This window comes from Flagellimonas amoyensis (assembly GCF_003058265.1).
In the GTDB taxonomy this organism is placed as follows: Bacteria; Bacteroidota; Bacteroidia; order Flavobacteriales; family Flavobacteriaceae; genus Flagellimonas; species Flagellimonas amoyensis.
In genome coordinates this window covers 71243-95794 of sequence record NZ_QBUK01000012.1, presented here as the reverse complement: position 1 = coordinate 95794, position 24552 = coordinate 71243, and the positions used below count along the sequence as shown (strand labels likewise).

At 46.6% G+C, this 24552-nt stretch carries 29 protein-coding genes; 16 read left to right on the top strand and 13 right to left on the bottom strand.

Annotated elements, in window-relative coordinates:
* Positions 1-61: 61 nt before the first annotated feature.
* Positions 62-1957: a 1,4-alpha-glucan branching protein GlgB gene (gene glgB, locus DB398_RS15940; RefSeq protein ID WP_108425450.1), complete on the bottom strand. Its 1896-nt coding sequence runs from the start codon at positions 1955-1957 to the stop codon at positions 62-64.
* Between the two features lie 161 nt (positions 1958-2118).
* Between glgB and DB398_RS15935 the strand changes: the two genes are divergently transcribed.
* From DB398_RS15935 to DB398_RS15900, 8 genes are all read left to right on the top strand, one after another.
* On the top strand, positions 2119-2697 hold the full coding sequence (locus tag DB398_RS15935) for a dihydrolipoamide dehydrogenase (protein ID WP_108425486.1): 579 nt from the start codon (positions 2119-2121) through the stop codon (positions 2695-2697).
* Positions 2698-2822: 125 nt separating this feature from the next.
* Entirely contained in the window at positions 2823-3320 is a 498-nt protein-coding gene (gene msrB, locus DB398_RS15930; protein WP_108425449.1) for a peptide-methionine (R)-S-oxide reductase MsrB, read from the top strand.
* A 13-nt stretch (positions 3321-3333) separates the two neighbouring features.
* Entirely contained in the window at positions 3334-3735 is a 402-nt protein-coding gene (gene msrB, locus DB398_RS15925; protein WP_108425485.1) for a peptide-methionine (R)-S-oxide reductase MsrB, read from the top strand.
* Between the two features lie 92 nt (positions 3736-3827).
* The gene (locus DB398_RS15920; RefSeq protein WP_159076474.1) at positions 3828-4088 is read left to right on the top strand and encodes a nucleotidyltransferase family protein; all 261 of its coding nucleotides are present in this window, start codon (positions 3828-3830) and stop codon (positions 4086-4088) included.
* Complete coding sequence (locus DB398_RS15915; RefSeq protein ID WP_108425447.1) at positions 4078-4416, top strand: HepT-like ribonuclease domain-containing protein; 339 nt, start codon at positions 4078-4080, stop codon at positions 4414-4416. The genes DB398_RS15920 and DB398_RS15915 overlap by 11 nt, the downstream gene beginning before the upstream one ends.
* A 109-nt stretch (positions 4417-4525) precedes the next feature.
* Complete coding sequence (locus DB398_RS15910; RefSeq protein WP_108425446.1) at positions 4526-5062, top strand: DUF1572 family protein; 537 nt, start codon at positions 4526-4528, stop codon at positions 5060-5062.
* 120 nt (positions 5063-5182) lie between these two features.
* Positions 5183-6571, top strand: coding sequence for a dihydrolipoyl dehydrogenase (lpdA, locus tag DB398_RS15905; RefSeq protein WP_108425445.1), 1389 nt, complete (start codon positions 5183-5185; stop codon positions 6569-6571).
* Positions 6572-6580: 9 nt separating this feature from the next.
* Complete coding sequence (locus DB398_RS15900) at positions 6581-6862, top strand: DUF3817 domain-containing protein (RefSeq protein ID WP_108425444.1); 282 nt, start codon at positions 6581-6583, stop codon at positions 6860-6862.
* Here the strand turns inward: DB398_RS15900 and aroQ are convergent.
* The 4 genes from aroQ to DB398_RS15880 form a co-directional block, all read right to left on the bottom strand.
* A complete protein-coding gene (aroQ, locus tag DB398_RS15895) occupies positions 6854-7270 on the bottom strand; it encodes a type II 3-dehydroquinate dehydratase (RefSeq protein WP_108425443.1) in 417 nt (138 codons plus the stop codon). The genes DB398_RS15900 and aroQ overlap by 9 nt on opposite strands.
* Before the next feature lie 81 nt (positions 7271-7351).
* Positions 7352-7864 carry an outer membrane beta-barrel protein gene (locus DB398_RS15890; RefSeq protein ID WP_108425442.1) on the bottom strand — a complete coding sequence of 171 codons (513 nt, stop codon included), beginning with the start codon at positions 7862-7864 and terminating at the stop codon, positions 7352-7354.
* 150 nt (positions 7865-8014) lie between these two features.
* Positions 8015-8476: a hypothetical protein gene (locus DB398_RS15885; protein WP_108425441.1), complete on the bottom strand. Its 462-nt coding sequence runs from the start codon at positions 8474-8476 to the stop codon at positions 8015-8017.
* 78 nt (positions 8477-8554) lie between these two features.
* A complete protein-coding gene (locus tag DB398_RS15880; RefSeq protein WP_108425440.1) occupies positions 8555-9079 on the bottom strand; it encodes a hypothetical protein in 525 nt (174 codons plus the stop codon).
* Positions 9080-9315: 236 nt separating this feature from the next.
* Between DB398_RS15880 and xerD the strand changes: the two genes are divergently transcribed.
* A complete protein-coding gene (gene xerD / locus DB398_RS15875) occupies positions 9316-10212 on the top strand; it encodes a site-specific tyrosine recombinase XerD (RefSeq protein ID WP_108425439.1) in 897 nt (298 codons plus the stop codon).
* Between the two features lie 8 nt (positions 10213-10220).
* Here the strand turns inward: xerD and DB398_RS15870 are convergent, their stop codons facing one another.
* Together DB398_RS15870 and DB398_RS15865 are read right to left on the bottom strand one after the other, a co-directional pair.
* The gene (locus tag DB398_RS15870) at positions 10221-10730 is read right to left on the bottom strand and encodes a hypothetical protein (protein ID WP_108425438.1); all 510 of its coding nucleotides are present in this window, start codon (positions 10728-10730) and stop codon (positions 10221-10223) included.
* Positions 10731-10825: 95 nt separating this feature from the next.
* Positions 10826-12133 (bottom strand): NAD(P)/FAD-dependent oxidoreductase, encoded by a 1308-nt coding sequence (locus tag DB398_RS15865; RefSeq protein WP_108425437.1) that lies wholly within the window; start codon positions 12131-12133, stop codon positions 10826-10828.
* Positions 12134-12358: 225 nt separating this feature from the next.
* On the opposite strand from DB398_RS15865, the gene DB398_RS15860 reads away from it, so the two are divergent.
* Entirely contained in the window at positions 12359-12853 is a 495-nt protein-coding gene (locus DB398_RS15860; RefSeq protein WP_108425436.1) for an RNA polymerase sigma factor, read from the top strand.
* Positions 12854-12856: 3 nt separating this feature from the next.
* Entirely contained in the window at positions 12857-13501 is a 645-nt protein-coding gene (locus DB398_RS15855) for a hypothetical protein (RefSeq protein WP_108425435.1), read from the top strand.
* Here the strand turns inward: DB398_RS15855 and DB398_RS15850 are convergent.
* A complete protein-coding gene (locus DB398_RS15850) occupies positions 13498-14310 on the bottom strand; it encodes a lysophospholipid acyltransferase family protein (protein WP_108425434.1) in 813 nt (270 codons plus the stop codon). The genes DB398_RS15855 and DB398_RS15850 overlap by 4 nt on opposite strands.
* A gap of 37 nt (positions 14311-14347) precedes the next feature.
* The gene (locus tag DB398_RS15845) at positions 14348-14989 is read right to left on the bottom strand and encodes an NUDIX hydrolase (RefSeq protein WP_108425433.1); all 642 of its coding nucleotides are present in this window, start codon (positions 14987-14989) and stop codon (positions 14348-14350) included.
* On the opposite strand from DB398_RS15845, the gene DB398_RS15840 reads away from it, so the two are divergent.
* Together DB398_RS15840 and DB398_RS15835 are read left to right on the top strand one after the other, a co-directional pair.
* Entirely contained in the window at positions 14988-15707 is a 720-nt protein-coding gene (locus tag DB398_RS15840; protein ID WP_108425432.1) for a peptidylprolyl isomerase, read from the top strand. The genes DB398_RS15845 and DB398_RS15840 overlap by 2 nt on opposite strands.
* Positions 15708-15759: 52 nt before the next feature.
* Positions 15760-16482, top strand: a complete 723-nt coding sequence (locus DB398_RS15835; RefSeq protein ID WP_108425431.1) for a dienelactone hydrolase family protein — start codon at positions 15760-15762, stop codon at positions 16480-16482.
* A 10-nt stretch (positions 16483-16492) separates the two neighbouring features.
* On the opposite strand, the gene DB398_RS15830 is transcribed toward DB398_RS15835, so the two are convergent.
* The 4 genes from DB398_RS15830 to DB398_RS15815 form a co-directional block, all read right to left on the bottom strand.
* Positions 16493-19147, bottom strand: coding sequence for a TonB-dependent receptor (locus DB398_RS15830; protein ID WP_108425430.1), 2655 nt, complete (start codon positions 19145-19147; stop codon positions 16493-16495).
* A gap of 76 nt (positions 19148-19223) precedes the next feature.
* Positions 19224-20369: a hypothetical protein gene (locus DB398_RS15825; RefSeq protein ID WP_108425429.1), complete on the bottom strand. Its 1146-nt coding sequence runs from the start codon at positions 20367-20369 to the stop codon at positions 19224-19226.
* Between the two features lie 189 nt (positions 20370-20558).
* Positions 20559-21173, bottom strand: coding sequence for a trimeric intracellular cation channel family protein (locus DB398_RS15820; RefSeq protein WP_108425428.1), 615 nt, complete (start codon positions 21171-21173; stop codon positions 20559-20561).
* 2 nt (positions 21174-21175) lie between these two features.
* Positions 21176-21901, bottom strand: a complete 726-nt coding sequence (locus DB398_RS15815) for an RDD family protein (RefSeq protein WP_108425427.1) — start codon at positions 21899-21901, stop codon at positions 21176-21178.
* Between the two features lie 40 nt (positions 21902-21941).
* On the opposite strand from DB398_RS15815, the gene DB398_RS15810 reads away from it, so the two are divergent.
* Genes DB398_RS15810 through DB398_RS15800 form a run of 3 tightly spaced genes read left to right on the top strand, consistent with a single transcriptional unit; the run spans position 21942 to position 24551 of the window.
* Positions 21942-22919: a stage II sporulation protein M gene (locus DB398_RS15810; RefSeq protein ID WP_108425426.1), complete on the top strand. Its 978-nt coding sequence runs from the start codon at positions 21942-21944 to the stop codon at positions 22917-22919.
* A complete protein-coding gene (locus DB398_RS15805) occupies positions 22894-23835 on the top strand; it encodes a hypothetical protein (RefSeq protein ID WP_108425425.1) in 942 nt (313 codons plus the stop codon). The genes DB398_RS15810 and DB398_RS15805 overlap by 26 nt, the downstream gene beginning before the upstream one ends.
* Positions 23832-24551, top strand: coding sequence for a DUF4129 domain-containing protein (locus DB398_RS15800; RefSeq protein WP_159076473.1), 720 nt, complete (start codon positions 23832-23834; stop codon positions 24549-24551). Before DB398_RS15805 ends, DB398_RS15800 begins: the two co-directional genes overlap by 4 nt.
* Position 24552 lies beyond the last annotated feature (1 nt).

Here is a 24552-nt window from a genome sequence, read left to right as displayed (position 1 = left end):
GGTCCGAATAATTAAAACGATGTTTTGAACATAAATCCACTATATCGTTATAGTTTGGCCGTTATTTATAGACCACAACAGACAATGGGGGCAATGTCATCACAACCGATTGCTCATGGCCGTTCCATGTTGTTTTTGATGGCTTTAGGGTCTTTTTGCCCATACCACTTCCCGAATACTTGGTATCATCACTATTGAACACCAACTTGAGCTGTGTAGGCTTCGGCACCCCTACCCTATAGCTTTCACGGGGCACCGGGGTAAAGTTACAGGCCACGATCAGGTTGTCCTTAGGGTCATTTCCCTTCCGGATATAGGTGACCACGGAATTTTCCCTGTCGTTGTACTCGATCCATTGGAAACCATCGGGACTGAACTGCTTTTCATAGAGGGCCGGACTGGTCCTGTACAGTTTGTTCAGATCCTTGATAACTTCTTGGATACCTGAGTGAAAATCGTATTGCGTGAGGTGCCAATCCAGACTTTCCTGGAAATTCCACTCGGATGTTTGCCCAAATTCCCCTCCCATAAAGAGCAAGTTGCCCCCTGGGTGTGTAAACATGTACCCGAACAAGAGCCTCAGATTGGCAAAACGTTGCCATTCATCCCCCGGCATCCGGTACAGAAGGGATTTTTTTCCATAGACCACCTCGTCATGGGAGAACGGCAGCATGAAGTTTTCCGTGAAGGCATAGGTCATGCTGAAGGTGATCATATTGAGGTCGTACGATCGGTGGATCGGTTCCTTTTTGAAGAATTCCAAGGTATCGTGCATCCAGCCCATCATCCATTTCATGCCAAAACCGAGTCCGCCATAGTGCACGGGCCTGGTCACGCCCGAAAAGGCCGTGGATTCCTCGGCAATGGTCTGGACGCCCTTAAAACTTGCATAGACCTCTTGGTTCATCTCCCGAAGGAAGGACATGGCCTCCAAGTTTTCGTTGTTGCCATACATATTGGGTTCCCATTCGCCATCTTCCCGGGAATAGTCCAAGTACAGCATGGATGCCACGGCATCTACCCGAAGTCCGTCCACATGGTACTGGTCCAACCAAAACACGGCATTGCTGATCAAAAAGGCCCTTACCTCATTTCTTCCGTAATTGAAGATGAGACTCTTCCAGTCGGGATGGTAGCCCCTTCGCCTGTCCGGGTGTTCATAGAGGTGCGACCCATCAAAAAAGCCAAGGCCGTGGGCATCTTCGGGAAAATGGGACGGTACCCAATCCAAGATGACCCCTATGCCCTTTTGGTGGAACTTATCCACCAGCACTTTAAAGTCCTCAGGTTTGCCAAAACGGGAGGTCGGCGCAAAATAACCGGTTAGTTGATACCCCCAAGAGGGATCAAAAGGGTATTCCATCACGGGCATGAACTCCACGTGGGTAAAGCCCATTTCATCCACATAGTCCACCAATTGGCCCGCCATTTCAAGATAGGAAAGGGATTCCCAACCATTTTTTTTCTTCCAGGAGGCCAAGTGCACTTCATAGACCGAATAGGGCTTGTCCAACCCATTTTTTTCCTCTCGGGTATCCATCCATTTGCTGTCCTGCCATTTGTGGGGTGCATCCCACACCAAAGAAGCAGTATTAGGGGGCTGCTCGCAATACCTCGCGAACGGGTCCGCCTTCTCTGTCCAAATATCGTTGTTGTGGGAATGGACCTTGTATTTGTACTTGGTCCCCTTGTCCACTCCGGGAACAAACCCTTCCCAAATACCACTGCCATCCCATCGCACGTGGAGTTCGTGCTCCCCTGTGGTCCAGTAGTTGAAATCCCCGACCACATAGACGGACTTGGCCGATGGTGCCCAAACAGCAAAGTAGGTGCCCTTCACCCCATCCACTTCCGTCAGGTGGGAACCCAACTTGTCATACAGGCGGAAATGTTTCCCTGCTTTGAAAAGATCAATATCGAACTCTGTGAAAAAACTATGTGGGACTACCTTGGACATACTCGAGGATTTGACATTTACAATATTAAGCATCTTTGTCCAAGAATACGACTTTGACCACTTATATCGATAAGAAAACAACATTTTTAAAAAAATGGAACGCTTTTTGATTTTCTTGCCTTGACAAACAAAAAATGAAGAGAAATCCAAAATCCAAAATCATGAATAGACTCAACACATTTTTAGGGGCATTTTTAGTATTGATAAGCATTTCCTGCGAAGGTCCACAAGGCCCTCCGGGCTATGATGGTCTTGACGGCCTTGATGGTCTGGATGGTGCGGACGGCATCCAAGGACAGGTCGTGGAAGTGGAAAACGTCAACTTTGGCTATGATGGGGAAGCCAACCTGTTCAGCACCTTGATCAATTTTAGCGATGTGACCGACTTTGAGGTCTTTGAGGCTGACGCAGTCTTGGTCTACAGATATACTGGCTCCGTCTCTTTGGACGATGGCAGTATGGCCGACTTGTGGAGCCAGATCCCACAGAACTATTTTCTGCCCGAAGGAACCATCCAATATGTCTTTGAACACACTTTCGTGGACTTGGAACTGTTTATCGACGGTAACTTTGACCTTTCTACCCTGAGCACCGACTTTACGGACGACCAAATTTTCAGGATCGTCTTTGTGCCCAGCGTATATGCCGAAGCATCCAAAATGGACACCTCAAACATCGAGAACGTAATGTCCGCATTGGGCATTCAGGAAAATCAGGTAAAGAAATTGGACTTGAACTAATTTTATCATAAATGTTTACCTTGAAGTCCCATTGGAAATTCCAATGGGATTTTTTTATTTTTCTCCTTCAAAAAACTGAAAGGAAAAAAGTCCTGCTACGTCTAAGAACTTAAAAAGTCGCATACATGGGAAAAAGATTGTTATTGATCGTACTGGTCGTACTCTCGGGGTGCAAAGGCCATACGCAGGAAAAAGAAAATAAAAAGAAAGCCGAAAAAGAGACCACCTTCAAGGTGAACAAGACCGATGCCGAATGGCGCGCCGAATTGACGGAGATGGAGTACTACGTCCTCAGAAAAGCGGCCACCGAGCATGCTTTTTCGAGCGATCTGCTGGACAACAAGCAAAAAGGCACCTATGTCTGTGCCGGTTGTGGCACTCCCCTTTTCAAGAGTGAGCACAAATTTGATTCCGGTACGGGATGGCCCAGTTTTGACAGGGAAATCAAGGGCAATGTGGCCTATAGTGTGGACTACAATATCGGGGTGGCCCGTTCGGAAGAACATTGCGCAACATGCGGTGGTCACTTGGGACATGTTTTTGACGATGGACCCCGAAAAACCACTGGCAAGCGACATTGCATCAACGGGGCGGCACTGGACTTTATCCCTGACGGAAATTGATTTGAACAAAACCATGGAAAAAAAATACGGAGTACAGAAAACCGAGCAAGAGTGGAAAGAGCAACTTTCCGCTGAAGAATATTATGTTTTGCGTCAAAAAGGCACGGAATACCCGCACACTGGGCAGTACAACCTACACTTTGAGGACGGTGACTACCATTGCAAGGCCTGCAACGCTACACTTTTTAAAAGCGACCACAAATTTGAGAGCGGTTGTGGATGGCCCTCCTTTGACCAAGCTGTGGAAGGGGCCATTGAATACATCAGGGACACTTCCCACGGCATGATCCGCACGGAGACCCTTTGTGCCAATTGCGGCAGCCATCTGGGGCACGTCTTCAACGATGGTCCACGGGAAACCACCGGCCAGAGGTACTGCATCAATTCGGTGAGCATCGATTTTGACCCTGCCTAACATAATTTTGACTGTTCTTAATTCTATTTAATATCTTTGAAAGTATGATACCAATCATCGAATCAAATATTGAAAGGTTGCGCAAAGTATGTATGAAACATCCTATTGCCGAACTATATCTATTTGGTTCGGCGGCTTCAGGATCGTTCACTGATGATAGTGATATAGATTTCGCAGTGGTGTTCAAGGAATCTTTAGATCCCCTTGAGCAAGGTGAAGCTTTCTTTGGATTACTGGATGACCTGGAAGAGCTTTTCAATAGACCCATTGACCTGATTTCATACAGTTCCCTTAAAAACCCCATTTTCATTGAAGAGCTCAATAATTCAAAAGTTTCATTGTATGCTGCATAAGGCTGCCCTGAAATATATTTTGGATATTGAATCCATTATTTTGGAATTGGAACATATCACTGAGCACCATAAACATGATTACAACAATTTCAGTTCCAACTTTATTTCTATCAGAGCTGTTGAACGGGACTTGATGATCATTGGGGAGGCGGTAAACAAGATGACCAAACTGGAGCCGAATATTACTATTTCCAACACAAAACATATCGTTGGGTTGCGGAATATGATAGTTCATGCATATGATTCAATTGACCCTACTTTACTTTGGACCATCTTGATCAAAGATATTCCAATGCTAAAGAAAGAAATTTTGGATTTGAAAGGATAGATGTCTTGCCTAAGCGGTAATTAATGTCTGATTTATCACAATCATATGGCATAATGGTACTGCATCAATTCGGTTAGCATCGATTTTGACCCCTCTGAATAAACAAACCATGGATTTCCAAGAAAATTACCTCTCCAATGTGAAGTTTGAGTTCGTTCGGTACAAGACCCTGGGGGAAAAGACCTTTGATCAACTCACGGATGATGAGATCCTTTGGAAGCATAGTGACACCGATAATTCCATTGCCTTGATCGTAAAGCACATGGTCGGGAACATGCTGAGCCGTTGGACCCACTTTTTCACCGAAGATGGCGAAAAGACCTGGCGTGACCGTGAATCGGAGTTTGAGGCCCCATATACTTCAAAAGCCATAATGGTGGCCCATTGGGAAAAGGGCTGGAAATGCCTTTTCGATGCCTTGGAAGGTATCAATCGTTCCAACTTTGTGACCAAGATCAAAATAAGGGACCAAGAACATACGGTTGTGGAGGCCATTAACCGGCAATTGGCGCATTATGCAAGCCATGTGGGCCAGATTGTGCTGTTGGGCAAAATGATCAAGGGCCCTGACTGGGCCTCACCATCCATTCCAAAAGGGAAATCCGAGGCCTTCAACCAAAAGATGTTCGGGACCCCAAAAAGCTGATTTCACAAACAAAGCCATTTTTGCCTTTTTTCAACTTGGGATTTGGGGATGGTTTTCCGTACTTTTGCACCTGCCGCTTTTAGGCCGGCTTCAAATCTAACAACTAAAAATCACGATCTAATGAGCAAGTTTGATATAATTGTTTTGGGCAGTGGTCCCGGTGGATATGTTACAGCTATCAGGGCCTCTCAATTGGGTTTCAAAACAGCCATTGTTGAAAAAGAAAGTTTGGGCGGTGTATGTCTCAATTGGGGATGTATCCCCACCAAGGCCCTTCTAAAATCCGCTCAGGTCTTTGAATATTTGAAGCATGCCGGGGATTACGGATTGAACGCCGAAAACGTGGGACACGATTTTGGTGCCGTGGTCAAGCGAAGCCGTGGGGTTGCCGACGGGATGAGCAAAGGCGTCCAATTCCTGATGAAAAAGAACAAGATCGAGGTCATCAATGGTTTTGGAACCCTAAAAAAAGGAAAAAAAATTGAGGTGAAATCCGATAGTGGAACCACTGAATATTCCGCAGACCATATCATCATTGCCACTGGAGCGCGAAGCCGAGAATTGCCCAGCCTTCCCCAAGACGGCAAAAAAGTGATCGGGTACAGGGAGGCCATGTCCCTCGACAAACAACCGAAAAAGATGATCGTTGTGGGAAGTGGTGCCATCGGCATCGAATTTGCCTACTTCTACAATTCCATGGGCACTGAAGTGACCGTAGTGGAATTTATGCCCAACATAGTCCCTGTGGAGGACGAGGACGTATCCAAGCAATTGGAGCGCAGCTTCAAAAAAGCGGGGGTCAAGATCATGACATCGGCCGAGGTCACCAAAGTGGACACTTCGGGGGATGGCGTAAAGGCCACCGTAAAGACCTCTAAAGGTGAAGAAGTTCTTGAGGCCGATATTGTTTTGTCCGCTGTCGGGATCAAGACCAATATCGAAAACATCGGATTGGAAGATGTGGGCATCGCCGTAGATCGCGATAAGATCTTGGTGAACGATTACTATCAGACCAATATTCCGGGATATTATGCCATAGGCGATGTGACCCAAGGCCAAGCCCTGGCCCACGTTGCCTCTGCCGAAGGTATCCTCTGTGTTGAAAAAATAGCGGGTATGCACGTGGAAGCCCTTGATTATGGAAACATCCCCGGATGTACCTATTGCATTCCCGAAGTAGCCTCTGTAGGATTGACCGAAAAGCAGGCCAAGGAAAAAGGTTACGACATCAAAGTTGGTAAGTTTCCCTTCTCTGCCAGTGGAAAAGCCAAGGCTTCAGGAAATGCCGACGGATTTGTAAAGGTCATTTTCGATGCCAAATATGGTGAATGGTTGGGTTGCCACATGATCGGGGTAGGCGTTACCGATATGATTGCCGAGGCCGTTGTGGCACGTAAACTGGAAACCACCGGACACGAAGTGTTGAAAGCCGTACACCCCCACCCTACCATGAGTGAAGCGGTGATGGAAGCGGTCGCAGATGCCTATGATGAAGTGATCCACCTATAAGAAGGCCATATGCTTAAGATATTTAGGGCCACCGCCATTTTAGAGGGAATTTCCTATTTGTTGCTTTTTGGTATGACCATGCCCTTGAAACATTGGGCAGACATTCCCGAACCCAACAAATTTGTGGGCTATGCCCACGGGATCCTATTTATCCTCTATGTGGTCGTGGCCTTAATTTTTTGTTGGGAGCGCAAGTGGGGCATCAAACGGTACATTGTATTGTTTGTGGCATCCCTACTTCCCTTTGGAACCTTCTATGCCGATAAAAGGTATTTGAAGGACCTAGCTTAAAAAACTCCGGATGGCCAAATCGTAACTCTGAAGGCCAAATCCCAAGATCACTCCTTTTGCCCCGGGCGATATGTACGATACATGCCTGTATTCCTCCCGCTTATGGGTGTTGGAAATATGGACCTCCACAACAGGCGTTGTCACGGCCTTCACCGCATCCCCGATACCTACCGAAGTATGGGTATAGGCGGCGGCATTCAAGATGATGCCATCATAGTCAAAGCCCACTTCCTGGATTTTCCCGATGATTTCCCCTTCTATATTGGATTGATAGTATTCCAATTCCGCTTGCGGAAATTTTTCCTGTAGTTGCTTGAAGTAATCTTCAAAAGTAGTATTGCCGTAGACTTCCGGTTCCCTTTTGCCCAAGAGGTTCAAATTGGGACCGTTGATGATGATCAGTTTCATACTGGTAAAAGTAGGATATTTTTCAAGCACAAAAAAAGCGGAAGTGATCACTTCCGCTTTTATTTCATGTAAGGGTATGACTTAATTGAACCTATACCCCGCACCAACGGTAAGGGTATTGATATCCACAAAATCGCCAAAATCCCCACCTCTGGATACTTGGAAGCCGTATCTTGCCTCCACAAACCAGTTGGAATCGATTTGGTAACCACCACCAATGGCTAAGTCAAGACCAAACTCACCATCAGGAAGATCTTCCAACAAGTAGTTGATCTGTGGTCCTCCTTGGATGTTGAACTTATCGGCAACCTTGTATTTGAACATCACAGGAATGTACAACGAGGTCAGGTCGTCCACAAAGCTGAAGAGCAAAGAAGGTTCAATGTCAAAATCCTCCGAAAGCTCAAAGTTGTAACCACCACCCACATAAAAGCCCAGTTCGCTGTCGCTTGCATCCCCAAAAAAGTCATCGCCAGTGTCAACGCTGACAGATACATTGTTGAAACCTGCCTTGGCAGCAAAACCTTCTTGTCCATATGTGCTTATGGTCAAAACAAGTACAAAAAATACCGATAGAACAAATTGTTTTTTCACGATAAAATAGTTTTAGTTAATGCACAAATATAACAATGTACTTCTTTAATTTTTTGTGGGAAAATTAAAATGTTTTGCTATTGGTCCATTCTTCCAGACACAAAAAAAGCAGGTTTTCACCTGCTTGATATTGTTTTGGAATGCCTTTCATCAATTTATGGCAAACTGGAGGCCAAAACCAAATGCGGCCACTTCGTTTTCCCCCACTTCGCTGAGGACCACGGCGGGTCGCCAATCAAAATTGATTACAAAGGGCACACCGTCCACTTTAAAGTCGATACCCAAATGCGGGCGTAGGGCAAAAATATTGTCCGTGTACTTTAAAAAGAGAATGCTGGGCCCCACTCCGGCATACCAGCGCAATCCCTTCGCCCCCACAAACTCCTTGTGGAAGGAATACAGAAAGGTGGCAATGGTGGCATTGTCCTCAAAACCAAGATCGGCCTGGCCTACATGGTTGTCAGAGAAGAAATACTTCCCCGTTGCACCAAAAAAAGTGGCCTCGTCATAAAGATCGATACCCAGACCCAAGGCCGCCTTGTAGTTGGTCTGTGCCTTTAGGGCCGTTGAACCTAGGACCGCAATCGCTAAAGCAAAAAGTAATTTTTTCATTCTTTTTCGTGTTAAATCGGTTAATATTCATGGTTTCAACTGCTCGGTCATGGGGCTATGAACAGTTGTTTTTTATTGCTAGAACAAAAACAGGATTCCCAAGGCGACCATGGAAAAATTTCCATCGTTGCTGACATTGATGTAGGAAACATTGAGTTCCGTGTTACCGGTGATGTTGTAGCCCATCATAGGACGCAAATAAAGTCCTCCATCATTGCCTTCATTGATCCCCACGGCATATCCTACATCTGCGCCCAATTTAAAATCATAGCTTGGGTACAAACGTAAGGCACCGGCCACGGGTACGAACTGTATGTCACCAAAATTACCGGATACTGTGATCGGTCCTTCGGTATATTCGACTTCGCTGCCAAATGCATTGATGAAACCCGTGACAATACCGGCATCAATCAGTTCGGACACGCCCCAATGGTAACCAAGGTCCACGCCAAGGCTAAAACTTGAAAAATCCGATGCATCACCTACGGGAAGACCCGCATGAACGCCTCCTTTAAAACTTGTCCTGTCGACCCTTTGGGCCGTGGATGTGAAACTTATGGCAACCAAAGCAATGATCACCAATACAAATGTCTTTTTCCTCATATGTTAAAATTTTGTCAAGAACAAAACGCATTCTTCCCGGTTATAGTGCACATTTGTACTAAAAATCTTAATAAAAACAGTTGAGGTCGATCTAAAAAAAAGGTCCCTCAGAAAATCATCCCGAAAATATTGAAACATTTTAATCAATTTGGTCCCACTTGACCAATGTGCCTTTTGAGTTGACCGATATGCCAAAAGGAACCATAGTTGAACATTTTTGTACCTATCTTTAGTCCATGAAGTGGCATCAGGCAATAACGGATTATCAAAATTATTTGAAGATTGAAAGGGGTCTTTCGAAGAATTCGATCACCAACTATGTCCTGGACCTTCAAAAACTGGTGGGTTATCTTGATGCCCACGAAATAACCGAAAGCCCAATCAAGATTTCTAGGGAGATGGTCCAACAGTTTGTGTATGATGTGGCCAAAAATCTCAACCCACGGTCGCAGGCACGTATCATTTCTGGACTGAAAGGGTTCTTCAATTACTTGATTTTTGAGGATTACCGGGCCGACAACCCGATGGACTTGATAGAGACCCCAAAAATTGGGCGAAAACTGCCCGACACCCTTTCCGTGGATGAAATCAATGACCTTATTTCTGCCATCGATCTTTCCAAACCCGAAGGCGAACGCAACCGGGCCATTTTGGAAACTCTTTATGGGTGTGGGTTAAGGGTTTCCGAGCTGGTGAACCTAAAACTGTCCGATCTGTATTTTGACGAAGGGTTCATCAAGGTCACGGGAAAGGGAAATAAGCAGCGTTTTGTACCCATAAGTGACCTGAACATCAAATACATCCAACTGTACCACGATGACATTCGGGTGCACCTCCCCATCCAAAAAGAGCATGAGGATGTGGTTTTTCTCAACCGAAGGGGAAAACAATTGACCAGGGCCATGATCTTTACGGTGATCAAGCAATTGGCTGAAAAGATCGGTCTGAAAAAAAGCATCAGTCCACATACATTCCGGCATTCCTTTGCCACTCATCTATTGGAGAACGGGGCCGACCTCAGGGCCATACAGCAAATGCTGGGACACGAAAGCATCACCACCACGGAGGTCTACATGCACGTCAACCGGGTGCATTTGACCAAGGTCCTGAACGAGTTCCATCCGCGGAAATAGATTTATCTTCAGAATTTCATCTTTGTACCAAGTCGAATGTGGCTGCCGACCCCTTCAAGACCAATGTTGTAAAAACCGGGATCTACACCAATTGGGCGGACCATTTGTGCCTCAAGGAACATATTGGGCCGAGCTTCATGCTCCATCCCGAAGAAATATTCCTGTCTGGGCATGGGATTTGGACGCCCTGTTCCTTTGTTGTAGAGATCCCATTCTTTTTGATATCCTCCGAAAAAATGGGCTTTTTCGGATATCTGTTGCTTTACCCGTAGGGCCATCTTGAACCGATCTGCATCATATCTCCTATAATGCTCCGCACCAAGTCCCAATTCAGTACCGTCAATCATTCTGAAGTTAAGTCTGGACCAAGCGTAGTGGGAAAGGTCATCAAATTTGGGGTAATTGAAGCCTTCAATGTAAATGGGCTTTTCCACCGGAGTGGAATTAGGGATTGCCTGACTATGCGCCATTTGGCCCAAAAGAAGGAAAGCAAGGACTGTATTTTTAAAAAAGGACACGGTCAGTAGTTTGACCCTTAATTTACTATATCAAATGATGGGAACAATGGATATTAAACAAAGTTTAACCCTTGGAAGACAACAATGTACTTATATCAATCCTGCATCAGTTTGCTCCGCTCCGCCTGGTTCTGTTTCTTGAAGGGACGGATGATCAATCGCGCCTCCCTGTCAAAACGAATGTAGTTGTAGACCCAATTGATGAAGACCACGACCCTGTTCCTGAATCCGATCAAGAAGTAGAGGTGGACGAACATCCACACAAACCAAGCGAACACACCTTGGAACTTGAACCTCGGCAGGTCCACCACGGCCTTGTTCCTCCCTACAGTGGCCATACTGCCCTTGTCCTTGTACACGAAAGGTTTCATGGGTTTTCCATCAATAAGCCTCACCATGTTTTCCCCGAGACTGCGTCCTTGCTGAATAGCGGGCTGCGCCATCATGGGGTGTCCTTCGGGAAAGTCTTCGGACTGCATTTGGGCGACATCGCCAATGGCAAAAATTTCCTCAAATCCTTCGACTTGGTGAAAATGGTTCACCTTCAACCGATTGCCCCTAGCGAGGATTTCTTTGGCATCCAGACCTTTTATACCCACGGCCTGTACTCCTGCCGCCCATACCAATGTAGCCGTTTCAAAAACGGTATCGGTGTTTGTGGTGACGCATTTTCCATCATAATCGGCCACCCTGATATTTTTCCACACATTCACCCCAAGACCTTCCAGAAAGCGCTCGGCCTTTCGTGAGGCCACCTCGCTCATGGCGGGAAGCAACCTGTCTCCGCTCTGCACTAGATTGATCTGTGCCCTTCGGGTGTCCAGATCGGGATAATCTTTGGGAAGGATCCCTTTTTTGATTTCGGCCAACGCACCGGCCAGCTCCACCCCTGTAGGTCCTCCTCCCACGATCACAAAATTCATCAGCGCATCCCGTTCGTGAAGGTCGTCCGTTAAAAGGGCCTGCTCAAAATTTTCAAGGATCAAGCTTCTCAAGTTCAAGGATTGGGGAATGGTCTTCATGGCCATGCCCATGTTCTGGATGCCCTTGTTCCCAAAATAATTGGTCTCGGAACCCGTGGCCACCACCAGATAATCGTAGCGGATGTCCCCAATGTTGGTCAACACCTTTTTAGCTTGGGTATCTATTTCCAACACATTGGCCAGCCTAAAATAGAAATTGGGATACCCCTGCAAGACTTTTCGGATAGGATAGGCTATGGAATCGGGCTCAAGCCCACCAGTGGATACTTGATAGAGCAAAGGTTGGAAGTTGTGGTAGTTGTGCTTGTCCAACAAGACCACCTGGGCCTCCTTTTTGCTCAATTTTTTAGCCAACGCTATGCCTCCAAAGCCCCCACCGATAATGATGACCCTTGGAAAACTGGATTGTGGGATATTCATGCTTGACATGCCAGCAAATGTAAGTATTCCAAAAACAGGGCCTATCATTTTGGGCCTGTTTTTTAATATCTTTGGCCCCTGATCCAAAACTCCAAAACAAGGAACTATCCTGCTCCACAGAGGGCAATGGATTCCCTGCTTTGGAATACCTGAAATGGATTTTTCGGGATAGATCGTAACAAAAACTACTTTTCATATACCAATAAGGCAAACTTACCAACCTTAGTGAACAAAGAACTGGAACATCGTTTTGTGACGGAACTTGAGAACAATCAGAACATTGTTCATAAGGTATGTAGCCTATATACCAACGACAAGGATTCGCACAACGATCTCTTTCAAGAGATCACGATCCAACTGTGGAAGGCCTATCCGAAGTTTCGCGGAGATGCCAAGTTCAGCACATGGATGTACCGGGTCGCATTGAACACTGCCATTACATTGTACCGAAAATCCAAGAAAAGGGTTCAGACCCAAGACTATGATTCTGTCGTACATAAGATAAAGACCAACGAGTACGATGACACCGAGGAAAAGCAATTGAAACTGATGTACGATGCGGTGAAACAGTTGGGCGATATTGACAAGGCATTGGTCTTTCTTTATCTGGAAGACAAGGATTATTCGGAAATAGCCGAAACACTGGGTATCACTGAGGTAAATGCAAGGGTAAAAATGAACAGGGTGAAAAATAAATTAAGAACCATACTAAATCCGTAGATCATGGTGGATGAACTGGAGCTCTTGAAAAAAGACTGGCAAAAAAGGGAAGCCGACCTTCCCAAACTGTCCTATGACCAAATCTATGGGATGACCTGGAAAAAATCGTCCTCCATAGTCAAATGGATATTTTATATCAGTCTTATCGAACTGGTATTTTGGGCGGCGATCAATATCATCTTCAGTGATTCCGAAACCATGGAAGAGCTGAAGGCCCTGCACATCCACAAAGTGATCATGGTGCTCAACATCGTCAACTATGGTATCATACTCTACTTTATCTACAAGTTCTATATCAATTACAGAAAAATCTCCTTTACCGATTCTTCCAGAAAATTGATGAAGACCATCCTCAAAGTAAAAAGAACGGTGACCCAATATGTCTGGTTCAACCTTATCATTTTCACCACCTACCTCATTATCAATATGTACGGTGTGCTGCTGTATTCACCTGAGGGACAAAAAATAGTACAGGCCGCTTCGGAAGATGGCAACAGTTTATCCTTTTGGGCGATGGTGATCACTATTTCAGTAGTCTTTACCGCTGTTGTACTGCTTCTGATATGGCTGTTCTACAAATTGCTCTATGGAATCCTGCTGAAAAGACTTCGGGAAAACTACAACGAACTGAAGAAACTGGAGGTCTAGTCTCCCCTGTAGCTGTAGCGCCTCTTCTCGTTTTCGGCTTCGTAGGCCAAGAGTTCTTCTTTGGGGATCACCTTGAGGAAAGAAGGGTGTTGCTCGATGGCATACTCCAACTTTTCCAATATGGCATCAATGGATTCATTCTCGTAGTCAATATCCAAGGGCTGTTTGATCTGCATGGATTGTAGGATGCCCTTCTTTTTCACACGGAGCCCCTTTTTGTCGAAAGAACGCCTAAAACCATCGATCACCACAGGGACCACCACCGGTTTGTATCGCTTGATGATGTGTGCCGTGCCCTTGCGCAGGGGCTTCCATGGTGTAGTGGTCCCTTGTGGAAAGGTGATTACCCAACCATCGTCAAGGGCCTTCGCAATGTTGCTGATATCGCTGAACTTCACCTGCCGGTTCACATCCTGTCCATCGGCCCTCCACGTTCTTTCAATACTAATGGAACCTGCATAGGCCAATATCTTGGTGAGCAAGCTCTTCTTCATGGTTTCCTTGGCCGCCACATAATAAATGTTCAGTTTGGGGTTCCAGAGGTAGGCCAGGTTCTTGATATTGTCGTCCCGCCCTTTAAGACTTGCGTTGAATACATGGAACATGGCCACCACGTCCGCAAAATAGGTCTGGTGGTTGCTCACGAAAAGGACGTTGGTCTCAGGAAGGTCCCGAATGATCTGTGACCCTTCAATTTCGAGGGTGTTGAACCTCTTGTAACGCGAATGGGTCATCATCCCCGCTATACGGATCAACCAACGTTTTAAAAATAAGATATGGCCGAAAGGATTACGCTTGAACAGACCCATGAATCAATAAATTGAACACAAATTTACAAAATAGCCGTTAAAGCGCTTTCAGCAAAAGCTCCTTGATCTCACTGAGCATCATGGCCGTGGCGCCCCAAACCGTGTAACCATTTAATCTATAAGCAGGTACGTTGATATCCGTGGCATAGGAAGTACTCAATATTTCTTCAATATGATTGGAATCATCCAAAAAATCCCTTAGAAAAACCTCCACAAGCTGTTCCACTTCGCTCTCCTCCTTCACAAAAGGTCGGGGGTTGGAATAGATGCCCATGAAGGGGCTCACCAAAAAATTACTGGGCGGTATATAGACCTCGCTGAGCTCTTTGATCACCTCTATGGCCTGCGGGGGCACCCCAACTTCTTCGTGGGTTTCCCGAAGGGCCGTTTGTAACAAATCCTTGTCTTCCTGCTCCTCTTTACCGCCTGGAAAACCGATCTGGTTGGAATGGATGCCCTCATACACCTTTCGCAAGATCAGCAACAAGCGGGTCTCGTTTCCTGCATCGGGATAGAAAAGGGCCATTACCCCAGCTCGCTTTGGTTGGAAATCCTCAATTTTATGTGCCTTCAACCACTGAATCCGTAATTCGGGCGACATTTTATGATGTGATGTCTCCCCAGGAAGTGGGAGATTTTTTATTTTTAAGGCTAGTTGACTAAATTCATCAAATTTCATGCTGTTGAGACCATCGGCTTTTACGACATTATTGCTCATTTTTAGCATCTCCTGCGGAGAATCCCCAAAAAAGAACACGGACAAAGTTGAGGAAAAAATCGTAAAGACGGATACCCTCCCCAAAACCGAAATCGACCCCTCCCCGGAAGAACCCGAAGAAGAACAGGCTTTTGTACTGACAGAGGAGAATGCCATTGACTTCTTTTTCAATTATCAGAAAGAACTCAAAAAGAACAAGGTAAGGCTCACCACGAACATGGGCAGTTTCACCCTTGAGCTGTACGACGATGTGCCCTACCACAAGGCCAATTTTATCTATCTGGCCCGAAAGAACTATTTTGACAGCACCCAGTTCCATAGGGTCGTAAAGGACTTTATCATTCAAGGGGGCAATTCCGATGACCGAAGGACCGCAAAAAAACGGGCCGATATAGGGAGGTATCTGCTTCCGCCCGATACAAAAAAAGGCCACAAACACCACAGGGGAACCATCTCCATGCCCAGTAGTGAAACGGACAATCCGCACAAACTGGCCTCCCCCTATGAATTCTTCATTGTGGTGACCAATCCCGGTTCCTATCACCTGGATGGTTCCTATACACCTTTTGGCCGCGTCATCGAAGGCATGGACGTGGTGGATGCCATCAACAAGGTTTCCGTGGGCGACGGTGATTGGCCGTGGAAAAGTGTTTATATCCTGAAGGCGGAAGTGTTGTAAACCAATCAAAAAATACCCTAATTTAGGTTGAACAAGGAACAACTAACTCATTATGATCAAAACAGACAAATTTACGTACTCCGGCAATGGACAGACCTATGAGGGGGTCATTGCCCATGACACCGATTTCAAGGGCAAACGCCCTGTGGTGATGGTTTCCCACACCTGGATGGGACAGTCCAAATTCGAAGAGGACAAGGCAACCGAACTGGCCAAAATGGGCTATCTGGCCTTTGCCATAGATGTGTTTGGCAAGGGAAAACGGGCAAAAGATGCCGATCAGGCCGAAGAATTGATGAACGAGGCCTTGGCAGACCGACAAGAGCTGTTGGACCGATTGCTTTTGGCTCTGGAAAAAGTAAAGGAACATGAGTTGGCAGACTCAGCAAAAGTGGGCATCATCGGTTTTTGCTTCGGTGGAAAATGTGCTCTTGATCTGGCACGTTCGGGGGTGGACATCCAAGCTTCGGTTTGTTTCCATGGCATTTTTGACCCACCAGGATTGGAGCAAGAAGAGGACATCAAGGCCAAGATACTGGTACTCCACGGTTGGGAAGATCCCTTTGCCTTCCCTAAGGACATTGTTGCCCTGGGCTATGAGCTCACTGAACGGAATGCGGTTTGGGAAATGGACGTCTTTGGCCATACGGGCCATGCCTTTACCAATCCCAATGCCAAATCCCCCGACCAAGGCATGGAATACAATGCCTTGGCCAGTGACCGATCTTGGCAGCGCATGACGCACTTTTTTGAAGAGGTATTCGGAACGAAATAAACGGTCGACCTTACATTTTCAGGTTGATCCCAAAAATGATCTGGCGGAAACCTCCGGCAAAAACCCCGGAGGTGGCCCTGTTCAGGCGGGATGCCCTGTACACTTCGTCAGTGATGTTCTTTCCGTTGACAAATACTGTCGCCTCGACCGAGTTTCCAATGGTAAAATCATAGTTCACAAAAGCGTCGATGGTGGTAAAGGAGGGCAATTGCCCTATGGCCCCATCAGCCGATTCGCTCACAAAATTGTGGACCTCCGTGAACTGTTTTCCCACGTGGTGCACGTTGAACCCACTTGAAAGTCCCTTCCAATCGTAGTTCAGCCCCAGGCTCAAGTTCACTTTTGGGGTATAGGGTGCTTCGGCATCTGAAAGCCCATCATCCCCAAAGGTGATCACACTTTTGGTGATGTTTGGAAAATCAGCAGCGTCGATGGTGGTATCGGTGAGCAAAGTTTCCCCACTTCCGGTATCCACATACACCTCATAGGCATTGCGATTGGCATTCACCTTTTCGATGTATTCGTTTTGCGTGTCCGTGCCATGGACCACTTGGGAAAACAGGTCCTTATCCTCCAATTTTCCTTCCATCACCTTGGAGTCCATATAGGTGGCATTTGCCAAGAAATGAAGCTGATGTCCATTTCCATTGAACAATTCCACATCGAGGGCCATTTCCACTCCCTGTACATTGATCTTGCCCAGTTCGTTAAAGACCTCATTGCGCCCCCCGGCATAAAAGTTTCGGCTGGCATTATGGAAATAGGTCAATTGTCCTTGGACACGATCGGCCCATAGGCTTCCCCTCCAACCCAGTTCCTTGTTCCAGCTCAACTCCGGTTCCATATTGATACTTTGTCCGGCCAAGGGATTGGTCACCACGCCATCCTGCTCCACCAAGAACCCGAATACTTTGGAAGGGGCGATCATTCCCTGATAAACGCTACCGTACAATTCACCTGACCCTAAAGGATAATCCAAGGTGATTCCCGGTAAAAATTGATTGTACACACTAGGTTCCCTTCCTTCGGAAGTGCCCTGAAGATCTGGGTCTTGTGCCAGGACCAGCAAATTCTGACGGTACATGTCCACATGCTCAAATCGCAGGATAGGGACAACGCCCAAATCGCCCAAATGGAATTCGTTACGAACATAACCGTTCGCGGACCAAAGTCGGTACCACAGATCCGTGGTGGTCCTTCCACTCCTCGCCCACCGGGAGCTATCCGCCTCCAAAAGCACATCCTTGAAAGTTTCCCTGTGCAGGTTGATGCCTGCTTCAAATTCACTGGGGGCATTGAAAGCCTCCCATTTGGCCTTTATGGTTTCCTTGATGCCCGAGACCCTATAGATCCACCTGCTGTCCGTAGTGCTTTCACGGCCGTTCAAGATCCTGCCCACAATCACATAATCCTCGTCATCAAACGACCGGCCTTGCAGATATCGGTACCGGTCCGCAAAAATCTCATCTCCTACATAGTCCTGGACTTCGGATGCCCTCACCTTTGCGGTCACCTGTCGCCACCAATCCCTTTCAAAATCGGAAGCATATACCTTTGTGGTAAAGCTCAAATCTTCATTCGGCAGCCATTTATGGATGATATCGACCCCATACCGCCTCATGGTGAACTGATCGGCATCCAAAGGATTTTGGGTTGGGTCGGCTTCAAAAGTGAAGGGTGTCTGGGAACTCAGTGAGGCCTGATTGTCCTCGAACTGCCCACTTACTTTGAAATAAAGCGACTGGTCTTCGGACAACTGGGCAAAAATCTTCGCATTCAGGTTCAAGATCTCTACGGAGGAATTGTCGATAAAGCCATCAAACTTCTTGTACACCCCTTCCACCAAGCCGCCAATATTTTTCCAAGTACCCCCGTAGGAAAAAAGTCCCGAGGTATAATTACGTTGTCCGCCTGTCAATTTCAGTCGCAGTGTTGGTTTTTGCGGGGGCAATGCGGTGATATAGTTCACCGCACCGTACATATTATTGGGCCCATACTTTAAGAGATCGGCCCCTTTGTACACCTCAACGGAAGTGATTCGGTCACTCACCGGGTTGTAGTACGCGCCAGGAGCGATGTAGGGTGCGGGTGCCGAAGGCGTACCATCTTCCATGAGCAGCACTTTTTTGGACCTTCTACCCCAAGAGCCCCGTATACTGATATTGGGACGGTTGGACAGGCCCATATCCCCCACAATGTTCACACCGGGAACGGTACGCAGCACCTCTTCGGTGTTCAATGGGTTCATGTTTTTTAAAGCCACGGGATTGATTCGATAATTGCTCCCCACAAATTCACTCTTGAAATTTTTGGCCGAGGCACTTACAACCACCTCATCCAAGGTGGTATTGGAGCGGGTGAGTCCTATGATCCCCATATCCACATCCGAAGCAGAAAGCGAAACCTGCTTTTCCTCATACCCCAAATATTTTACGGTAAGGGCATGGTCCCCTGCATTCTTCAGGATGGAAAACCTCCCAAAGTCATCCGTAACGGTTCCCTTATTGCTGGGTACCAACAGGAGTTGGGCACCCAATAAGGGCTGACCATTGTCCGCATCCACTATTTTCCCGATGATTCTGTCCTGTGCCTGGGCCAATGCCCCTGTCAAAAAAAAGAGCATAAAGCCCCAAAGGACCAACGGCCCTTTACCGTTCCTGTACATTTTTTTTTAAGATTTAGTGCTGTTTTGTGACTGTTCCCAAAGGGAACCTAAAAATATTCTACGTTGTCCGATAAGATCAGCTCTTAAATTCGCCCATCAATTCAGGGGCTACTTTTACCTTTTTGTTTGAAAAGCGATAGGAAACCCCTACGTTGATCAAATAATCGGCAAAGGCGGCATCCCCTGCCCTAGGTTCGCCCGTAAGTTCCTGGGTTTCGAGGTCGGTAACACTTTGGGGACGTTCCCTTCTTACGGCAAAAGGAACATTGAGGTTCAGGGAAAAGTTGTTCTTCATGAAGGCGATGCCCGGGTCTATGGAAAGTACATTGCCTGGCCTTCTGAAACCATCGTTCCCCCCAATAAGGTCTTTTACGGGAACCCCTTCATATCTGGCACCCAACGAAGTAGAGATGGTATTACTGATGGCATAACTGGCCCCGGCACGCACCGAAAACTGATCGGGAACGGCCATGATGGCCTCATTTTCCAGAAGAGGGCTCAAGGTTTCCCGAAACGTCCGAGTTCCGTTGGTCTCCCTTGGGTTGATCAAATAGAATCCACCACCATAAGCAAACAGTTTTTCGGCAATCTTCTGGTAAAATTGAAAATCCAGGGTAACCCCAAAACCACCATCGCCCGGTTGGATGCTCTGGTCAACAGGTCTGGTCTCCGGACCTCCTTCGGGGCCTACATTGTAGAAGATATCCGAAGCATTGAAACTTCCGGTGGGCAGTTTCATGCCCAATCCCAACGCAAGGTTTCCATTTTGATGTTTTTCCAGGTCGAACAGCCAGTAGCCTACCCCTACCCTGAAATCGGCAAGTCCTCTGGAGTAGGTGGTGTTCCGCTCGTCCCTGCCGTGTTCATATAGTGAGGAACGAGTGTTGATCACTGTTGGGATGGTAATGCTGGTATACAGTCGGTCAGTGATTCCATAGGTCAGGAAAAAATCCCAGGAGTGGGAATGATTGATCACCTCCGTTTCGTTGGAAACCCTATCCGGCTCTTCATGCGTTCCCCTGAAATGCCTAAAAGACTTAAAATAGCGATAGTTGCTCCCTATCTGGATATCTCCTGGCCCCAACAGGTTGCTCTCCAACGTATTCCCCACACAGGATGAAAAATGTCGGATTGCGACACATCCCTGGGCATTGATGCTATCCATGCCAAGAAAGGAGGCGGAGAGAAAAAGGGTCAATAAAACGATTTTTGGTGTTTTCATAAATTGGTCTCGATTGGTTTGGTAAAAAGGCCGACACTACTGGGGCGGCCCTTATTTTAATGAAGATTACAAAACTAAAGACCAAAGTAGTGCTATCCTTGGCACGGGAAGGCTAACCAAAGGAAAAAAAAGATTAATCAAGGGTTAATCATACTAAGCAATCATTAACCACCGCCGAAGACATGGTGGTCAAGGCTCTTTTTCATAGACGCTGGGCAAACGGATATCATATTTTACGGCCAACAACCTTAGGGTGATCACCACCACGATGGCCGCAATGTAGGCATAGCCTTCCTTGATGGGAAGTTCAACAAAGAGAAAGTAACTGGCCCCTCCCACGATGCAGGTGGTGGCATAGATTTCCTTTCTTCTAAAAATGATCGGGATCTCATTGCACAACATATCCCGGATGACGCCCCCAAAACAGGCCGTCATGGTACCCAGAAAAATGCACATGATGGGCAAAAGGTCGGCTTCCAAGCCTTTTTCTACCCCGATCATGGTATACAGGCCAATCCCAATGGTATCGAACAGAAAAAGGGATTTCCTCAAATACTTCAACTGCTTCACAAAAATAATGGCGAAGACCACGGCTATGAAAATGGTGACCACATAGGTAAGGTCCCGCATCCAGACCACTGGCGTGTTCCCTATGAGCAGGTCCCGCAAGGTCCCGCCCCCAATGGCCGTGACAAAGGCGATGATGAGCACCCCAAAGAGGTCCAACCGTTTTTCCATGGCCACCAAGACCCCGGAAATGGTAAAGGCCACGGTTCCCAAAATATCAATGGTCTGGTAGAGCATGGCTACATTTTTTGGGTGTAGTAGTTGTAATCTTTCAGCACCGTGTCAATATACTGCACATCATACAGGTTGGAATTGGTCTTCAAAATGCTGTCCACTTTGATGCGGAGTGCGGTCAGGGTCTTGAAATCCCCACTTTTTTTGGCAATGTGATAGGTTTCCTTGATCAACCGGACATCCTTGTCCGTGAGCAAGGTCACATTGGTGAACTGGGGCTGGTAGGCCTCCTCCACTTCTTCCAAAATGGTATGGGATACCTTGGTCTTTCGTTTCGTACTGATCACCACAGTGCCTGCGGCCGCATCCCCTACCCGTTGCCTTTTTTCCGAGAACAGGATGCTCAAAATGCCAATGGACCCCAAGAAAATCCAAATGTCCACGAGGCGCAACATCCATCGGACCAAGAGATTGCTCCAATGCACCGGGGTGCCATCCAAGCGGACCACCCGCATCTTCATCAACATCTTGCCCACCGTCTGCCCGTTAAAAAGGCTGTGCATCAAAAGGGAATAGAACATGGCCGGCAAAAAAATCAGCGACGCCAGCCCACGTTGTGTCCAAGTATCTTCATAAATGAAACCGATGGCATTGCTGATGAGGCTTACCAAATAGGCATACATGTACAAAATGAGTCCATCGATGAGAAAAGCAACGATTCGCTCCCCAAGGCCCACAATCTTATAATCTAAGTTGACATTTTGCGTTGTATTGATTTGGAGGTTGCCCATATAAACGTATTTTTAAACTTGGGAAAAATAAATTCCATTTATGCGCGAAGCTGCTTTTGTGAAGCAAAATAAGGAAAAATGGATCGCTTTTGAAAAAGCGGTCGCATCAGGTTCACATACAGATCCGGATGCGCTTGTGGACGGGTACATCCAACTCACCAATGACCTTGCCTACGCACAGACCTATTACGCGGAAAGCAAGACTTTATTGTACCTGAACTCCCTTGCTTCACAGGCACACCAAAAAATATACAAGAACAAAAAAGAATCGGGCAACCGGATCATTGAGTTCTGGGCGCATGAGTTCCCGCTTTTTTTCAGGCAATACCACAAAACTCTGTGGATCACTTTCTTGATCTTTATCACGGCCACGGCCATTGGCGCCATTTCCGCATTGAACGATACTTCCTTTGTACGGTTGATCTTGGGCGATGCCTATGTGAACGAGACCCTGAACAATATTGCCAATGGGGAACCTACGGCCATTTATAAAAGCGGAAGCGAGATAGGCACCTTTTTGGGCATCACCATCAACAATATCCGCGTGGGCTTTTTGGCCTTCGCCTTTGGAGTGATCACCAGCATTGGTACGGCCTATATTCTCTTCAGCAATGGGGTGATGTTGGGGGCGTTCATTACTTTTTTCTATACCAAAGGGGTATTTTTTGAAGCGAACCGCCAGATTTGGCTGCACGGCACCATAGAGATTTCCGTGATCATCGTGGCGGGCTGTGCCGGATTGATCATGGGCAACAGCATCTTGTTTCCCAAGACTTTTTCCAGGAGGGTCTCCTTCATGAAAGGGGCCAAGGACGGGTTGAAAGTGGTGGTGAGCACCATTCCGTTTTTCATCATTGCGGGCTTTATCGAAGGGTTCATCACCCGGTATGCCAATATGCCCGATTGGCTGGCCTTCACCATTATTGGAGGGTCATTGTTGCTGATTGTTTTTTATTACATCATATACCCCATCTTACTAAACCGAAAACTGCATGAAGGACAAATACATCGAGCTTAGGATCAACCGCGACTTTGGCGATATCCTCTCCGTTTATTTTGAATTTTTAAAACAGAACATCAAAAAGTTCACCAATGTATTCCTGAGCTACAATGGTATTTTCTTGGTCGGTCTTTTGATTACGAGCTACTTGATGGTATCCGGGTTTGTGGGAATGATCTCGGAAGGTTCCAATATCTACGGTATGGGTTCGGGAGAAAGTAACGAAGACACTTATTGGACCTACATTATCGCCGGGGCGGTCATTTTTTTCATCATATTCATTTTGGTGGCGGGCTTCAACTTTAGCCTGAGTTCCTCCTACTTGGTCAAATATGACGAACATAAGGGTCAAGGATTTGACAAAAGGGAGGTTTGGGAGCACACAAAGGGCAATTTTGGCAATACGTTCTTGTTCATTCTTTTGCTGATCCCCATTTATATCCTGTTCTTCATTGTGGCACTTGTTTTGGCGTTCATTCCATTGTTGGGCATGTTTGCACAATATATCATCCAATTTGGCATGACCGCTTGGATCGGGGTTTCCTTTTTTAGCATGATGAGCCAATCCAAGGGCGTAATCGAAGGTTTTGGGGAGGGCTGGAACTTGGTCATCAACAATTTTTGGAGATCGGTGGGGGTCAATTTCATCCTCGGCTTGCTCAATGGCCTGTTGTTCTTCATCATCCTTATTGTACCCTCCATAATCATTGGGATCTACACCTTCCATGTGGTGGAAAACAATGTGGATGTGGGCGGCTCGGTCATTTCGACCGTCATATATACCCTTGGACTGTGTGTGTTGCTCATCTTGATGGTATATGCCCAGTGCCTCTCCCAGTTCGTGAACGGCATCCTCTTTTATGCCCTACACGAAAAAACATACAATATCAACACCAGAAGTAAAATAGATCAAATAGGACAGACCGATCAGTGATCAAACAGAGCTACATCCTAATCCTTTTATTGTGGGCAAACTTGGGTCTTGCGCAAAGGGATTCCATTGCCCTGCCACTAGACAGCAGCTCGGTGCTCACAGAACGCCAAATTGGGGAAGACCTTGGTAAAAAATACACTGGGGAGGATTTTGACTATGATGTAAAAACAGGGGAGTCTGCCAATTTGCTCAGCCGCTTTGTCCGATGGTTCCTGAATGCCATCAGCAGTACTTTTGGGTTTGACATTTCGCCCAAAACCCTTTTGATCCTGGAGTACATCATTTATGCCCTCATGGGTGTGTTGGTCATTTATTTGTTGGTGCGGATGTTCGTGAACGAAAAGTTCAGTTCCATTTTTACCCAAAAAGCACGGTCCATCATCGACCTGGACCTTTCCGAACAACACATTGAGAACATCGACTTGGATTCGTTGATGGAAGAGGCCCTCAAAAACGGGGATTACCGGCTTGCCGTTCGCTACCAATTCCTAAAGATCCTGAAACTGCTTTCCCAAAAGAACATCATCGATTGGCATTTTGACAAGACCAATGTGGACTATGAACGGGAAATTGCCCATACCCAATTGCAACTGGAGTTCAAAAAAGCCTCATACCTGTACGAGAACATCTGGTACGGGGAGCAGCCCATCGATGCATCTGGCTATGCCAAAACGGACTTGCGCTTCAAGGCCGTAGAAAATTCAATCCCGAGATAGC